At 73.7% G+C, this 15665-nt stretch carries 12 protein-coding genes; 3 read left to right on the plus strand and 9 right to left on the minus strand.

Annotation, left to right across the window (positions count from 1 at the left end):
- Positions 1 to 18 precede the first annotated feature (18 nt).
- Positions 19 to 3606 (minus strand): AAA family ATPase, encoded by a 3588-nt coding sequence (locus AC5R91_RS29430; RefSeq protein ID WP_495394550.1) that lies wholly within the window; start codon positions 3604 to 3606, stop codon positions 19 to 21.
- Positions 3607 to 3877: 271 nt separating this feature from the next.
- Between AC5R91_RS29430 and AC5R91_RS29435 the strand changes: the two genes are divergently transcribed.
- Positions 3878 to 4273 carry a hypothetical protein gene (locus tag AC5R91_RS29435; RefSeq protein ID WP_495394551.1) on the plus strand — a complete coding sequence of 132 codons (396 nt, stop codon included), beginning with the start codon at positions 3878 to 3880 and terminating at the stop codon, positions 4271 to 4273.
- Here the strand turns inward: AC5R91_RS29435 and AC5R91_RS29440 are convergent.
- From AC5R91_RS29440 to AC5R91_RS29450, 3 genes are all read right to left on the minus strand, one after another.
- On the minus strand, positions 4267 to 5772 hold the full coding sequence (locus AC5R91_RS29440; protein ID WP_495394552.1) for a hypothetical protein: 1506 nt from the start codon (positions 5770 to 5772) through the stop codon (positions 4267 to 4269). The genes AC5R91_RS29435 and AC5R91_RS29440 overlap by 7 nt on opposite strands.
- Before the next feature lie 24 nt (positions 5773 to 5796).
- Complete coding sequence (locus AC5R91_RS29445; RefSeq protein ID WP_495394553.1) at positions 5797 to 6066, minus strand: hypothetical protein; 270 nt, start codon at positions 6064 to 6066, stop codon at positions 5797 to 5799.
- Between the two features lie 255 nt (positions 6067 to 6321).
- Positions 6322 to 6570, minus strand: a complete 249-nt coding sequence (locus AC5R91_RS29450) for a hypothetical protein (RefSeq protein WP_495394554.1) — start codon at positions 6568 to 6570, stop codon at positions 6322 to 6324.
- A gap of 306 nt (positions 6571 to 6876) precedes the next feature.
- On the opposite strand from AC5R91_RS29450, the gene AC5R91_RS29455 reads away from it, so the two are divergent.
- A complete protein-coding gene (locus AC5R91_RS29455) occupies positions 6877 to 7404 on the plus strand; it encodes a DUF1003 domain-containing protein (protein ID WP_495394555.1) in 528 nt (175 codons plus the stop codon).
- A 101-nt stretch (positions 7405 to 7505) separates the two neighbouring features.
- Here AC5R91_RS29455 and AC5R91_RS29460 read toward each other — a convergent pair whose 3' ends face one another.
- The 5 genes from AC5R91_RS29460 to AC5R91_RS29480 are packed head-to-tail and all read right to left on the minus strand — an operon-like array spanning position 7506 to position 12414.
- Positions 7506 to 8306, minus strand: coding sequence for an aldo/keto reductase (locus AC5R91_RS29460; RefSeq protein ID WP_495394556.1), 801 nt, complete (start codon positions 8304 to 8306; stop codon positions 7506 to 7508).
- Positions 8303 to 9631, minus strand: coding sequence for an IS607 family element RNA-guided endonuclease TnpB (gene tnpB, locus AC5R91_RS29465; RefSeq protein WP_495394557.1), 1329 nt, complete (start codon positions 9629 to 9631; stop codon positions 8303 to 8305). Before tnpB ends, AC5R91_RS29460 begins: the two co-directional genes overlap by 4 nt.
- Complete coding sequence (locus AC5R91_RS29470; protein WP_495394558.1) at positions 9628 to 10200, minus strand: IS607 family transposase; 573 nt, start codon at positions 10198 to 10200, stop codon at positions 9628 to 9630. Before AC5R91_RS29470 ends, tnpB begins: the two co-directional genes overlap by 4 nt.
- 37 nt (positions 10201 to 10237) lie before the next feature.
- Positions 10238 to 10507 (minus strand): aldo/keto reductase, encoded by a 270-nt coding sequence (locus AC5R91_RS29475; protein WP_495394559.1) that lies wholly within the window; start codon positions 10505 to 10507, stop codon positions 10238 to 10240.
- 14 nt (positions 10508 to 10521) lie between these two features.
- Positions 10522 to 12414 carry a DUF2142 domain-containing protein gene (locus AC5R91_RS29480; protein ID WP_495394560.1) on the minus strand — a complete coding sequence of 631 codons (1893 nt, stop codon included), beginning with the start codon at positions 12412 to 12414 and terminating at the stop codon, positions 10522 to 10524.
- 567 nt (positions 12415 to 12981) lie between these two features.
- Here AC5R91_RS29480 and AC5R91_RS29485 point away from each other — a divergent pair.
- Positions 12982 to 15660, plus strand: coding sequence for a SulP family inorganic anion transporter (locus tag AC5R91_RS29485; protein ID WP_495398084.1), 2679 nt, complete (start codon positions 12982 to 12984; stop codon positions 15658 to 15660).
- Positions 15661 to 15665 lie beyond the last annotated feature (5 nt).

Raw genomic sequence — 15665 nt, forward strand, 5'->3', positions numbered from 1 at the left:
GGTGCGAATCGGTGTCGGTCAGCGGCGGACGGTCCAGCGGCGGGGGTTGGTGGTCGCGGGGATGTAGCGGCAGGTCAGGCCGGTGGTGATGGTGGCCTGCAGTTCGGCGCCGAGGTCGGGATCGGCGGCGGTGATCGCGTCCAGGGCGCGCCTGACCGTTTTGCGCACGGCGGTGCGGGCGCGTTCGGCCGAGGTGTGGAACGCCCGGCTGCGCCCGCCGAGGCCGGCGACGGTGCGCAGGTGGTCGGTCAGGGCGTCCCAGTCGGCCTGGAGTTTGCGGGCCCGGTCGGTGTCGCCGTCGGCCTCGGCGTCGTCGCGTTCCTCGTCGAGCTCGCGCAGCCGCCGCCGGTAGGCGTCCAGGGCCTGCCGGTCGATCACCTCGTGGTGGCCGGCGTCGAACGGGGCGGCGCCGCAGAGGGCCAGGGCCGTCACCCCCTCGCCGGGGCGTTCCAACAGCACCGCGAGATGGCGCAGCCCCTGCAGGTCCCCCAGGAACAGCCGTCGGCCGTCGGCGGCCAGCGTCCACCCGTCGTCCTGGCGCGTCAGCGTTCCCGTGCGACCGGTGGCCTCTGTCTCGGCAGGCAGGGCCGAGAACCCGGCGGTCGTCTCGGCGTCGGCGGGCTCGGTGTCGGCGGAGGCGGCGGCGACGGCGTCTGCGTCTGCGTCGGTGTCGTCTGCGTCTGCGTCGGTGTCGTCGGTGTCGGCGGCGGAGGCGGCGGCCATCTGCAGCGGGGCGGCCCACTGGGCGGCGCGGACCGGCAGGTCCATCGCCACCGCCTCCGCGTGGGCGGCGGCCAGAAGCGTCCGCGCCCGTGCCCGGTCCCCGGAGCCGGCTCGGGCGGTCAGGGCGGCGGCGAGGTCGACGCGGGACAGGGCGGTGCCCGGACGGTTGCCGAAGCGCCGGTTCGCGGCCACGGCGCGTTCGTGGTGGCGCACGGCCCCGTCGGCGTCGCCGAGCGCCAGGGCGACCAGGCCCAGCGCCCGCTCGGCGGAGCCGAAGCAGGTGACGGCGAGCGACGGCATGACCGGCAGGTCGGCGAACGGTTCCACGAGCCCACGGACCTGCTCCGCGATCGCCCGCTCGCCGAGCAGGCAGGCGGCCTCGGTGACGGCGACCATCCCGGTCAGCCAACTGCTTGACGTGGGCAGGGCGGCCAGCCCACCGTCGGCGGCGACGAGCCGGTGCAGCGCGGCGCGGGCCTCGTCGAGCCGGCCGGCGCGGGCCGCCATCATCGCGGCGCCGGCGGCGAAGGCGAAGTCGCCCGCGGCCAGCGTCGTGGAGGCAGCCGCCTCGGCCGCGAGGTCGAGCAGTTCCCCGTCGCGACCCTGCACCCAGCGGATGCTGGCGAGCTGGGCGCCGTAGAACGCCTCGGCGTCCGCGTCCCCGACGGCCAGGCCGAGCTGCAGGCAGGCGCCGGCCGCGGCCTCCGCCTGCGCCAGCCGGCCCGCGCGCACCAGCCGCATGACGTCCATCGCCGCGACGATGTACAGGACGCTCTGGCAGGCCAGGGCGTCGGCCCGCGCCCGCAGCTCGGCGAGCGACCGCTCGGCCCGCGGCTCGCCGAGGTGGAACAGGTCCACCGTCCGCCACAGCAGTCCGAGCAGCGCCAGCATGCCGTCTCCGCTGCTCGCGGCGACCGTGAGCAGCTCCTGCGCGAGGGCCAGCTTCACCGGGTTGTGCTCGGGTCCGAGCATCGCGTGATGGGTCAGCGACAGCGCCTCCGCCAGGGCCGCGGCGTCGCCCGTCGCCCGGATCGCCGCGAGCTCCGCCAGCGCTCGCGCGGGCGTCGCGCCGTCGTAGACCGACTCGGCGGCGAGTCGGACCGCCAGCCGCCCCCGCAGTGACACCACCTGCCGCAGAGTCGGGACACTCGCCGTCCCCGAGCCCGTCGCCTTGCCCTCCGCCGTCGCCTCGCCCTCCGTCGCCTCGCCGGCTGCGGGGACGACTGCGGACAGGGCGTCGAGGGCGCTGCGTTGCAGGGCCAGCACGCGTCGACGGTTGATGGGATCGCGATGCTCGTTGAGCCAGACGCCGCCCAGGCCCAGCGCCGCACGGGCCAGCAGGATCGGGTCGTCGGCTCCATCGAGAGCCTCGGCGGCGCGGGCGAAGGCGTCGCGGGCGGCGGACAGCCGGCCGCAGGCGAGGATCGCCTCGGCCCGCTCGACCAGCAGCGCGGCCGGTACCGCCATGGCCGGCCACGGATCGGACACGGTGACGGCGGCGTCGAGCAGCGCCGCGGCCTGCTGGTAGTCGAAGCCGCGGCGCATGGAGCGGGCCGCCGCCCGGCAGGCGGCCACGGCGCGCTGAGCATCCTCGACGGAGCGGGCGGCCGCCTGCAACGCGTGATGGGCGCGCAGCGCCAGCCGGTCCGCCCGGTTCGACCCGCCGAGCAGCGCGGCGGCGGCGGCATGGGCGTCCAGACGCTCCCGTGGCCGCAGCGTCGCGGCGGCGGCGCCGAGGATGACGTCGTGCCCGAACCGGAAGCGGTCGGTGCCCGCCGACTCGACGAGCCCGATCCGTCGCGCGTCGGCGAGAGCGTCGAGGACGGCAGGGACGGGCCGATCGGCCAGCGCGGCGATGTCGTGGACGGCCACGGTCCGGCCGAGCACGGCGGCCAGGGCCAGCGTTCGGCGAGTGTCCGCGCCGAGCCGGCCGATGCTGTCGGCCACCGCCTGCTCCACGCCGGCCCGGCCCGCCTGCGGGGAGCCGTGGGCGACGACCCGGCTGACGAACAGCGGATTGCCGCCGGTGATGGCGAGCACCGTCCGGGCCAGGTCCTGTCCCGGACGGTACCCATCCCTGATCGGGTCGTCGTCGCCGATCGGGCCGAGGGAGCCGACCGGATGAGCGTCGGTGGCCGGCAGGTCCTGCAGGCCGTGCGCGGCGAGATAGTCCTGCGCGTCGGGAAGGGTGAACCGGCGCAGGGCGAGCACCGTCGCCTCCCGCTCCACGTCGGCGGCGAGCTGGGCCAGCGCCGGGTCGCCCTGGTCGTCGGGACGGCGCGTAAGGACCAGCAGCAGCGGAACCCGGTCCAGCGCCCGGGCGAGGAAACGGGTCAGCAGCAGGGCGTCGGCCTCGGCGGCATGTACATCGTCAAGCACGATCATGGTGGGCCGGCCGGCCAGCCGCCGCGTCACCAGATCGGCGACTGCCTGGAAGCGGGTGAACCGCTCGGGCGCGGCCGACTCGCCGCCGAGCCCCTCGGCCAGCGGATGGCCGCCCGGCGTGCCGCTCAACGCCGCCAGCACCCCAGGCCAGGGCCACAGGGGCGGCGCGCCGCCGTAGGGCCAGCAGCGTCCCCACTCGACCCGTAGACCGGCCTGCTCGGCCTGCTCGGCCTGCTCGGCGGCCCGTTCGCACAGGTACGTCTTGCCGATTCCCGCTTCGCCGGAGACGACGACGACCTGGCGCCGCCCCGCCGCCGCCCGCGCCGCGAGCCGGGCCAGCAGCGCCAACTCCTCCCGGCGGCCGACGAACACCCCCGGCTCGCCCGGCTCCTGGGCCGGGTCCTCAGCCGCGGGACGCGCAACCGGGCGAAGCGGCACGGGGTGGGGCAGCGCGGGGTGGGGCAGCACTGCGGCGGAACCCACGCAGTCCTGTGCCAACGTCGCCCTCTCCCCAGCGTGGCCCCTGCCGATGCGGCCGAACGCGGCCACTCCCGCCGATCCTAGGAACGCCCAGGCGCCCGCGGACCGCCCTGTCGTCAGCGCGACGCACCGGCGGCGGCACACCCGTGGCACGTCCGCGGCACGCCCTGACGGACGACTGCCGAGGTCGGAACCGGTCGGCGACGGCCGCCAGGCGCGGCCCCGGCCTGGCGAGCACCAGGACGAGAACCTGACGAGAAACGGGAGGGCTGTTGTGGCGAATCACCGCGTGGCGATCGTGGGCACGTTCGTCGAGCCGATGGGCATGATCCGGTCGGCGGTGGGCGGCGCGATCGGGGGCGCCGTGGGCGCGGCCGTGGCCGCGAGTGGCTCCGCGGACGGCGCGGTGCTGACCCGGGGCCAGATCGGCTACCTCGGTGTCTTCCCCGGTGAGGTCATCCTTTTCGCCGCCAAACGGGGCGCCTTCCGGCCGAAGCCGACCGAAACGGTGATCGCGGCGGCGCCGCGGCCCGCCGTGCGACTCGCCCAGCTCACCAAGGCAAAGGTGGCCGGCGTGTTCGAGATTCACCTTCATGACGGGACGGCGTGGCGTTTCGAGGTGCCCCGAGTGCATCTCGGCGGCGCGCAGAAGGTCGCCGCCGTGCTGTCCCAGCACACCTACTGAGTGGAATTCCGCGACCCGGACGGCATCGCGCTGGAGTTCTTCGACCCACCGGCGGCGGCCTTACGGCGCCCATCCGGCCCGGTGCGCCCGCAGCCCACCCCCGGCCCGCGGCGGCGTTGTCGGTGCGCGGCGAGGCCGCGGGTCACCGCCCGGCCGAGCAGGAACAGCACGAACAGCATCCCGGCGGCGGGCAGCGCCAGGACGGCGGCGGCCGCGGCGTCGGCGACGGCGGTCAGCACCTGCCCGCCACCGAGTGCCGAACCCGCCGGCGCGAGCTGTGCCCAGACGGCCCGCGCGGTTCGGGGCACGACGAACGGCACCGACACGAGCAGCAGCACCAGGTTGACCAGAATCGCGGGCGCGGCCAGCAGCGCCCAGGCGGTCACCACCAGCCGAGCCCGCCGGGTCAGGCCGGTCAACCGTGCGCCGCCGCCCGGTCCGGCAGGCCCCGCCCCGCCGATCCGCCCGGCATCTCCGGCACCGGCGGCCGGGGTGGCGCTGCCGCCGGCCGGCTTCCCGGGGGACGGCGGCCGGCGCCGGCCGGGCAGGGCCGAGCGCAGCGCCGGAACCATCCGGCTGAACAGGTCCGGTACTCCCGCGAGGTCGCCCATGATGTAGTAGCCGTCCAGGCGGACGAACGGTGCGAGCTGGCGGGCGGCGTCGAGGTGGGCGAGCACGATCGCGGTCACCAGGACCTCTGCGTGGCTGACCGCGAGTGCGCCGCACAGCGCCAGCGCGTACAGCCCGTTGAAGTAGATGCCGCCGAGATCCGTGCGCAGCCGGCCACGCCGGGAGAGCCGGTAGGAGTCCGTGACGTCGGTGAAGAACGCCGGCCACACCAGGTACATGCCGAAGCCGATCACTCCGGGCCGGGCGCCGCCGTAGCGGCAGGCGGCGGCGTGCCCAGACTCGTGGACCAGGGCTCCGGCCAGGGCCAGCCCGACGACCGCCAGCATCAGCGTCGGGGTGGCCAGCACCGCGGCCGCGCTGTCGGCGACGCTGTGCCGGCGAAACACCCAGATGTCCGCCGCCACCAGCAGGGCGAGCAGCCCGGCGATGACCGCCGGCCGGAACAGCACGGCGAGGACCCCGCCCAACCGGGCCACCACCGGCGCGGGCAGCAGGGTCCGGCGGGCGGCGAGGGTGAACATCGCCGCCGCCCGGGGCGTCGGGGTGGCGCCTTCCGCGGCGGCGATGAGGCCCAGCGGCATCAGCCGGTCGGCGATCAGGTAGCCGACGTCGGCCTCGCTGACCGCTCGCCCGTTGCGTACGGCCACCTGGCCGGCGATCGCCTCGATGTCGCGGGTGCCGTCGGCCGCCGCCAGGATGTGCGCGAGCAGCTCGGTGAGCGCGACGACCTGGCCGTCGCCCCGGCGGGCAAGCTGGACCGGCCGGTCCAGGCCGGAGTCGGCGAACTCGCCGAGCAGGGCCAGGCCGTCGGCCCGGCACGGTCGGGCGGGCACCGTGCCGGGCGTGGGCCGCGGGCGGATATCGGTCATTCTCGGCCGTCCGTCGCAGGTCGATCAGGAGTTGTTGATCTCGAATATGAAGTTGATGCTGGGTACCAGCGAGATGAGGATCGGCAAAATCCCGCCGAGGATCTGCGGTTCGCCATGCGCGTCGATGTGGGCCATGTTCGACCAGGGTGAATTGACCGGAAAGAAGGTGGGATCAAATTCCTTCCGACCGATCTCCAGGGCTGCCAGGGTCAGTCGCTCGGGCAGCAGTTCCGCCTGCTCCAGCGGAAATTTCTGACGTTTTCCGTCGAGTCCTTCCTGAATTTCATCGTGCATTCTCGCCCCCGTCGTTATCCAGTCCGCGGGACTGCTCTGACGGGTGGCACGCTAGCGGCGTTGAAACGTTGTGGCGAGGATCCTCACCGGGCGTGTCACGTCCTGCTCTGTGTACGGCCGAATATTCCTCGGAGCAACACCGCAGGTGCGACGAGACTGGTGCGCCGTCGGCTCACGTCCGTTGGCCTCATCGTCGGGGGCCTGAAACCCGGTGGTCGGATGCCCTATGAGCGGCCATTCGACCGATCATGGACGTCACCACTGGTTCACCTGGGTCCAGCCGTTGACGATGGAATCGACGAAAGAACCGGAGCTGTAGGCGATCTGCGGTTCGCCGTGGTTCTCGATGTCCGAGGCGTTGCTGCCCGGGGAGTTGACCAGGAAGTTGTCCGGGTCGAACTCTTGGCGGTTGATCTCGACGGCGGCGAGGGTGAGGCGGTCGGGTAGCAGCTCCGCCTGTTCCCGGGCCAGGTCCGCGGCGTCCAGCCCACTGACGGTGCTCATCATCTGGCTCCGTTTCGGATCACTCGATCGCGCGACGGTCGCGCGACCGTCGCGCGAATGCGGCGCATCGGCCGGCTCCGGGCCCGCCGGATGAGAAGGTCGGCCGGGAACGGGGTACAGCCCGCGCGGCGGCCGGTAGGCACCTCCGGACTGTAGGAGTGCCCGTGACCCTCCGCAACACGACGGCGCCCCCCGCAGCCTGGAGCGGGCTCGGGCTCGGGCTCCCAGGGAACCGGGATGGTGAGATCACGCGCGGCTGCGGGGGCGGCGCTGGTGCCCGGACCTTCGGACATCAGCATGGAGCGCATGAGTTCTCCCGAAGACGCCCATGATCAGCATCGACGTCCGAGTACGGAGGGCCGTCCGCATCCGCGCGCCCGAATCCGCAACGAGCGGGTCGTCTTCACCCGGATGAGCTCCCCCCAGGACCGCGCGGCGGACCTGATCACGGCGTTCGCCGGGTCACTGCCCTTCGTGTACCTCCACGCCGTCTGGTTCGCCGGCTGGATCCTGCTCAACGAGGGCGTGTTCGGCGACGCCGCGGTGTTCGACCGCTACCCGTTCGGACTCCTCACGATGATCGTCAGCCTGGAGGCGATCTTCCTGTCGACATTCGTCATGGTCAGTCAGAACCGGGAGGCCACCCGGCAGAATCTGCGCGCCGATCTGGACTTCGAGACCAACCTGCGCTCCGAGGTCTGGTCCGTGCACATCGGCCGCGCCCTGGGCCTGGACCCCGACGAGATCGAACGGCACGTCCAGGAGACCCTCGCGCACGCTCGCACTGAGCTCAGCACCGGCCACCCTCAGCCGACGGACGCCGGCCATCTCTGAAGGGGAGGTCTACCCCGACGCCCGGCCGCCGCTCACCGTCGCCGACCCGCCGACCCGCCGGGCCGCAGTGGGCCGGCGGCCCGGCTTGCCGGTAGGGCGCGTCAGCGGTCGACGATCCGACCGTCCAGCGGGCCCGGCGCGGGACCGGAGATCTCGTCGAGGCGGGCGACATGCTGCGCGGGCAGGGTGATCCCGAACCCGGCGAGATTCTGTTCGTACTGTTCGAAGGTGCGCGGTCCGATGATGACCGACGTGACGCCGGGACGGGCGGCGGCCCAGGCGAGCGCCACCGCCGCGGACGTCGTGTCGAGCTCGGCGGCGACCCCGGCCACCGCCTCGGCGATGTCCAGCCCGCGGTCGGTGACTATCCCGTCGGCGAAGCGCCGGGCGGCCGGGGCGCCCCACGCGCGCAGGCGGGCGACGCGGGTGTCGGCGTCCGGGTCTCCGCTGCGGCGGTAGCGCCCGGCGAGGATGCCGCCGGCCAGGGGACTGTAGATCAGGGTCCCCATGCCGTGGCGGGCGCAGACCGGCAGCACCTCGGCCTCGATGCCGCGCGCGACGAGGGAGTACTGCGGCTGAAGGCTCACGAACGGCGTTCCGTGGATGCGCTCGGCCGCCCACTGCGCCTCGACGATCCGGCTGGCGTTGTAGTTCGAGCAGCCGAGGTAGCGCACCTTGCCGGCGCGTACGAATCCGTCCAGGGTCGCCATCGTCTCCTCGATGGGCGTCTCGTCGTCCGGCTGGTGCACCTGGTACAGATCGACGTAGTCGGTGCCGAGCCGGCTCAGGCTCGCGTCCAGGGCGCGGGTCAGATGCACCCGGGACGAGCCACGGCCGTTCGGGCCGGGGCCGGCGGGCATGTGCCGTTGCATGAGAGCGCCAGATGATGCGTAGCGCTTCACGCAGCCACCTCTTGCGGGGTGACGCTCCCGGTCTGACCCGCTGTCGCGGTGCCGGGTTCCCGTTTCACAGCCACCTGCCCGCTTGCGCGGGTCTTCTGGTCGGCTCCGCGGGCGTTTTTCGTCTCCACCGCACTGGCGGCGACGAGGTGTTTGAGGTTGATCGCGGCGTTGTGGTCGCGGTCGAGGACCAGCCGGCAGGACTGGCAGGTGAACGTGCGGTCCGACAGCGTCAGGCTTGGGTTTCGCCAGCCGCAGCCGGAACAGGTCTTCGATGACGGGTACCAGCGGTCCGCGACGACGAGCGTCGAGCCGTACCAGCCGGTCTTGTAAGCGAGCTGGCGGCGGATCTCGGCGAACCCGGCGCCCGCGACGGCCTTCGCGAGCCGCCGGTTGCGGACCATCCCGGCCACGTTGAGATCCTCGACCACGATCACGTTATGGGACCGGGCGAGCCGGGTCGTGAGCTTGTGCAGGCCATCGCGGCGCTGGTCGGCGATCCGGTTCTGGACCTGGGCGAGCGCGGCGGCCCGCTGCCGGCGGCCGGCGGAGCCGGGCTTCGACCGGGCGTAGGCCCGCGACGCCCGGCGCAGTTTCCGTTCGGCCCGCTGGTAGTGCTTCGGGTTGGCCACGCTCTGTCCGGTCGACAGGACGGCGAGGGTCTTCACTCCCAGGTCGACCCCGACCGGGCCGCCTGTGCGCTGCCGCCGCGACGGCCGGGCGGGAACGTCGCGCTCGACCTCGATGGTGAACGAGACGAACCAGCGATCGGCGGTCCGGGACACGGTCGCGCCGAGCAGCCGGGCGCGGCCGTCGACGAGGCGGGCGGTGAGCGCGCCCATCGGTTCGCCGACCTTGACTCGGCCGATCCGGGGCAGCTTCGCGTACGCCTCGTCCGCTGGGCCGTAGGCGCCAGTCGTGTAGCGGAAGCCGTCGCGGGCCTTCCCGCTCTTCTTCAACCGGGGAAAACCGACCCGGCGGCCCTTCCGCTTGCCCTTCCGGGAGTCGGTGAAGTTCTTCAACGCGCGGGCCAACTGGTCCAGACCGGCGCAGAACGCCTCCTTGGAACATTCGTCCCACCACGGGGCGACGTCTCGCTTGACCTGGTTCCAGGCGAGGCGCAACGCGGGCAGCGTCCACGGCACCGGGGTGAGAAGGTCGCCGGTCAGGCCGTAGGACTTCTCGGCGTCCCGCTGGCCGAGCGCGGCCTTCACCCGGGCCAGACCCCAGTTGTAGGCGAACCGGGCCGCCCCGGCGTGCCGGCGCAGGCCGGCGAGCTGGACCTGGTTCGGGTCGAGCGCGAACCGGTACGCCTGCAGAGCCTTCACTCGCCGGCCTCGGTGGCCGCGGCGACCGCGCGGGCGGCCCGGTTCGCCGCGGCCCGGCGGCCATACAGCCGGGCGCACATCGAGGTCAGGATCTCGGTGATGTCACAGACCAGGTCATCGTCGACCTCGGCCGGGTCGACCACCAGCAGGCGCCGCCCCTGCGCGGACAGCGCGGCCTCGACGTACTCGGCACCGAACCGGGCGAACCGGTCCCGATGCTCGACGACGATCGTCGTCACAGCCGGGTCACGTAGCAGGCCGAGGAACTTCCGCCGATGACCGTCGAGCGCCGACCCGACCTCGGTCACGACCCTGCCGACAGCCAGGTTCCGACTGGCCGCCCAGGTGACGATCCTGGCGACCTGCCGGTCAAGGTCCGGCTTCTGATCGGCCGACGAGACGCGGGCATACACGGCCACCGCCTCTACCGGGACCTGCTGCGCGGGCGGGTCGATGAGGATCAGCCCACCGACCTTCCGCGCGGGGACCGGGAGCTTGCCGTCCAGGAACCACTGGCGGGCGGTGGAATACCCGACCCCGTTCGCGGCCGCCCACTCCTTGAGGTTCACGCCACCATCATACAGCGCTATCCGGCTCTACCTGGCGCTAGACCAGCAGCAGGTGCCGCCCCTTGGTGGCGAGGACGACCTCGTCACGGCGGGCGGAGATGGCACGCTCGACGATCTGCTCCGACTGCCCACCGCTGTAGATGTCGGCGGTGTCGATGAAGTTGTGCCCGGCATCCAGAAAGGCGTTGATGATCCGGGTGGCCTCGGTCTCGTCGCAGGACGCGAGGCCGACCGCGCCGAAGTTCATCGCGCCGAGGCACGCCTGGGAGACCTTGAGGCCGGAATGGCTCATCGTCCGGTAGTCCACGTTGACTCCTGCCTTCAGCCGTCGCCCGTCGGGGAGGCTCGCTGCCTGCCGGGGTCGGTCGGTTTCCCAGGGGCATTTCGGCCGGTGGTGTCCGCCACCTCCGCGCCGGATACCCCCCGGGCCGAAGCCGCGGGGCCGGAGGCTCGGCGGTCGTCACGTGCATAGCCGTCGTCGCGTGCGTAGCCGTCGTCGCTGGCGCGGCCGTCGTCGGTCTTGGTCGGGTAGACGGTGGGGTCGCCGGTGCCGGGCCCGCCGGCGGTCCGTGCCCGGGGCGTGGCAGGGGCCGCGCGCAGCCCGGTCAGGGCAAATCCGATTAGACAGAGGGTCCCGGCCGCGGCGAGCGTGAACCACGGCGGCCAGCCGCCCGGGGGGTTCCACTGCGACCGCCCGAGGAACCAGACGGGGCCGCCCGTGCCGACGGCGTAGCAGCGGGCGTTCGCCCACAGCCCGACGAGATGGACCGCCGCGACCGCCAGCGGCACCGCGACCTGGATCAGCCGGCGGACCACCCCCGGCAGGCGTGCTGCCTGCCGGGTGATGATCTCCCCGGCGGCGAGCGGCAGCAGCACCGCGAGGGGCAGCAGGTAGCGCCCGTACACCGGGAAGCGGGTCTGGCGCAGCACCACGACGTCGAGGCCGACGGCCACCACCGCGGCGCCGACGAGCACGGCCACGAACCCCAGCCGGGCCCGCCACGGGCCGGCGGCGAGCGCCACCAGGGCGAGGACGACGACGGCGAGCCACCAGATCCGGTACGCGTACGTGGGCATCGGCAGGCTCGCCCAGCCGAACACGCCGACCCACTGCCGCACCCAGGCGTCGGCGTCGTGGGGCAGGCGATGCAGCCCCTCGACGACCAGCGCCCGGCGGATCCCCGGATGCGGCTGCATGGCCCGTTCCCACAGCGCCGTCGCCACGACGCCGCCGGCAACCAGACCCAGCCAGAGCACCGGCCACGCCCGCCGCCACCGGTCCGCGCCCAGCCACCGTGTCGCGTCCCGGGAGGTTCCCGGGTCGGCTCGCCGCGACTGTTCGCGGCGGGAGCGTCGGCGACCGCCGGCCTGGGCGGCCTCGCCCGCCACGGCCGGCGGGGATTCACCGCCACGGGCGCGCCGCTGGGCGAGCACCAGGCCGACGAGCGGGGCGAGCAGCACCCAGGCGGGTCCGGTGGGTCGCGACAGCGCCAGCAGTGCGCCGACCACGCCCACCGCCGGCCAGGCCCAGCGGGGCGGACCCGTCGCGCGACCCATCCGCAGCACCAGCGCGAACAGCGCGGTGGCGGCCGCGATCTCGATGCCATTGGTGCCGAGCACGGAGCCCATGAACAGCACCATGGGCGACGCGGCGAGCAGCACCCCGGCGACGGAGAGCGTGCCGGCCGGGCCGTTCCACGCCGCGGCGACGGCGACGGCGAGCAGCCCGGCCACGAGGGCGGCGGTCACCGCCCGGCCGGTGTAGAGCGCGCCGAGTGCCGTGTGGGTTCGCGCCATCGCCGCGCCCGGGACGGCGTAGACGTACGGCTCGTAGGTCCCGACATAGCTCAGGGCCCGCGTCGCCGGCGGGCGGGGGTGCGGCCGGTCGAGGCAGCTCACCGACAGCCAGTTGCGGAACAGGTTGCAGGGGAAGCCGGCCCGACCCGGGTCGAGACCGGCCGGCAGCCGGAAGACCCGGCTGTTGCGGTTGATCCAGTCGATGCGCTCCGCAGCCCCGGGCTGCGCGCCGAACGTCGGATGCGCGAGTCGCCCCGGCGTGCCCGACCACTGGCCGGTGCCGGCGCCGACCTCCTTGACGAAGTTCGCCGGCTCGTCCGGCCCGAAGCCCGGCGCGTTGCTGCCGACCCACGCCGCGAGCAGCAGGCCGAACCCCGCCACGAGCAGGAGCCGGGCGAGCCGGCCACGACGATGCATGCGCGACGTCCCCCGCCCGCGCCCCGGCGGGCGCGCAGACTGTCGTCCGGGGCGACATTCTCACCCCATGTCACGACAAGTATGGGCGACAGCGACGGATCGGTCGCCGGGTGGGCACCCGGTGGTGGCCCGCCTGCCTGGCGGCATGGCCCGGACGCTGGGCCGCACCTCCGACAGAAATCGGGACCCGCCCATTCCGGGCGGCGCGAACCCGCCGAGGGTGGCGACTTCTATAGCCTTACGTCATCCATGTCCCATACGTTCCGCCTTGGGGCATATATACCTGATGTCCCATAGCGGTGGTCCGCCCGATCCCTGGGACAGCGCCGGGCGTTGCTGTCCAATGGTTACGCGCGACTGGGTGGACCATCACAGAAAGAAACTCGTCGGCCGTCCGGATCGTTGGGTTCAGTGCAAACCCCGTCACCATCCGCGGTAGAGCAGGTGGGCGTCGTGCGCCGCCGACTGCTGGTAGTGACCAAGGCGAGAAGCATCGTCTACGACGCCACCCTCGGGCCGCCCGTTCGGGTGGCCCCAGCCATCGCGCCGATCCTCGAGGAGTTGGACATGACCCCACCGGTCACCCCGCCGTCGCCGTCGCGGCACAGTCACTCGCCGCCCGTCGAGGCGAGCCCGACCAGCCGGCCGCGCGGCTCGCGCCGGTCGCGGCGGGCGGCCACCCCCCACCCGGGGTGGCGTCCCGACCTGCAGGCCTCCCTCGTCGTCTTCGTCGTCGCCCTGCCGCTGTCGCTGGGCATCGCCGTCGCCTCCGGTGCCCCGGTCGCGGCCGGCCTGCTCGCCGCGGTGGTCGGCGGCATCGTCGCGGGGGCCCTCGGCGGCGCCCCGTTGCAGGTCAGCGGCCCCGCCGCGGGTCTGACCGTGATCGTCGCCGATCTTGTCAACACCTACGGGTGGCGGGTCACCTGCATGATCACCGCGGCCGCCGGCCTGCTGCAGATCCTGCTCGGCCTGTGCCGCGTCGCCCGAGCCTCCCTCGCCGTCTCGCCCGCCATCGTCCACGGCATGCTCGGCGGTATCGGCCTCACCATCGTCCTCGGCCAGATCCACGTCGTGCTCGGCGGGAAGGCCGACAGCCACGCCCTGGAGAACATCCGGGCGATACCCGAGGCGATCACGAGCCCGCACGGCCCGGCGACCGTCGTCGGCCTGGTCACGATCGCGACGATCCTGCTCTGGCCGCGGTTGCCGCAGGCCGTCCCGGGCGCCGTCCGCCGCATCCCGGCCTACCTCGTCGCCGTCGTCGTGGGCACCGCGTTCGCCGCCGCCGTCGGTTTCGACGTCCCGCGCGTCGACCTGCCCGCCTCCCTGTTCGACTCGATCGCCCTGCCCGAGTTCCCACACGGCGACTGGTCCGGCATCGCGCTGGGAATCTTCACCGTGGCGATCGTCGCCAGCGTGGAGTCGCTGCTGTCCGCCGTCGCCGTCGACCAGCTCGCGACCTCGAAGGGCTGGCGGGGGCCGCGGGCCGACCTGGACCGTGAGCTGCTGGGCCAGGGTTCGGCCAACCTCGTCTCCGGCCTCATCGGCGGTCTGCCGGTCACCGGCGTCATCGTGCGCAGCTCGACCAATGTCATCTCCGGCGGGCGTACCCGCGCCTCGGCGATCCTGCACGGCGTCTGGGTGCTGGCGTTCGCACTGTTCCTCGGGTTCGCCGTGGAGTGGATTCCGCTGGCGGCCCTGGCCGGCCTGCTCGTCGTCGTCGGGTTGCGCCTGGTCGACGTGGCCCACCTGCGCCATGTCCGCCGACACGGCGAGCTGCCCGTCTACCTGGTGACGCTGGTCGGCGTCGTCTCCCTGGACCTGCTGCAGGGCGTCGCGCTCGGGCTGGTCACCGCGCTCGGCCTGGTCCTGCGTCGGGTCCTGTGGTCGAGCGTCCGCCTGGTGCGCTCCGGCGAGCTGTGGCAGGTGGAGGTCGAGGGGACGCTGAGCTTCCTGTCGCTGCCGCGCCTGGCCCGCGTCCTCGGTCGGATCCCGCTCGGCGCGCCCGTCTCGATCGAACTTATCGTCGACTACCTCGACCACGCCGCCTACGAGCATCTTCGCGGCTGGTGCGCCAATCACGAGGCGTCCGGCGGGGTGGTCAGCATCGACGAGATCGGCCAGGTCTGGTTCCGCCGGACCGACCACGCCGAACGCCGCCGTTCGGTGACGCCGAACCTGCCGCGCTGGTTCGCCCCCTGGTCGCAGTGGCAGGAGCTGGACGAGATCGACCACGCGGAGGCCGGGACGGCCGACCACGCGCCGTCCGCGGCGGTCCAGGTCGACCACGTCGGCACGATGCTCGTCGGCGTCAACGAGTTCCACCGCCGCGCCGCGCCGCTGCTGCGCGGCACCTTCGACGGCCTCGCCGAGGGACAGCAGCCCTCCGCGCTGTTCCTCACCTGCGCCGACTCGCGAATCGTCCCCAACATCATCACCAGCAGCGGGCCCGGCGACCTGTTCACCGTCCGCAACGTCGGCAACATCGTCCCGCGTCACGCCAGTCACCGCCCGCCGCTCGGCCGGCCCCTCGCCCGCGACCTGGGCCGGCTCGGGTCAGCCAGCCCGACCGGCACCGGCGTCGGCATGGCCTCGGGCGTCGGCATGGCCGCCGGCGTGAGCATCGCGCCCGGGGTGGAACTGCCACCCGGTGCCGCCTCGGGGCTCCGTTTCGGCCTGCCGGTGTCCGGCGACCTGTCCGTCACGGCCGCGCTCGACTACGCCGTCGACGTGCTGCGGGTACCTGCGATCGTCGTCTGCGGCCACTCCGGCTGTGGCGCCATGAACGCGCTGCTGACCGGCGCGCTGCACGGTCAGCCGGAGTCGGCGCTCGCCGGCTGGCTGTCCCACGCCGCCGCGTCGCTGACCCGCACGCCCCCGTCGGGCACGGAGGACCTTGCGCCGGTCGAGCGCCTCGGCCGGGCCAACGTCGCGCAGCAGCTCGACAACCTGCGCGAGCATCCGGCCGTGCGCCGAGCCCTCGAGGACGGCACGCTCGAGCTCGTCGGCATGTACTTCGACATCGGCGCCGCGCAGATCTCGGTCCTCGACGAGGAGACCGGACGCTTCGTCGACCCGGCGGATGCCCGGGCCAAGGCCCCCGCCGAACAGGGCCCGGGTCGGCGTTGGGACACGCCGGCACGCGGCATGACGGCGCTCGACGGCCAGGACACCGTCTCCGCCGGGCAGGCGTCACCGGCCGCGTCGGGCGCCCGCCGCGGGCGCAGGTCGTCCCCGACGGGATAGCCGGC

The organism is Frankia sp. BMG5.60 (assembly GCF_059428125.1).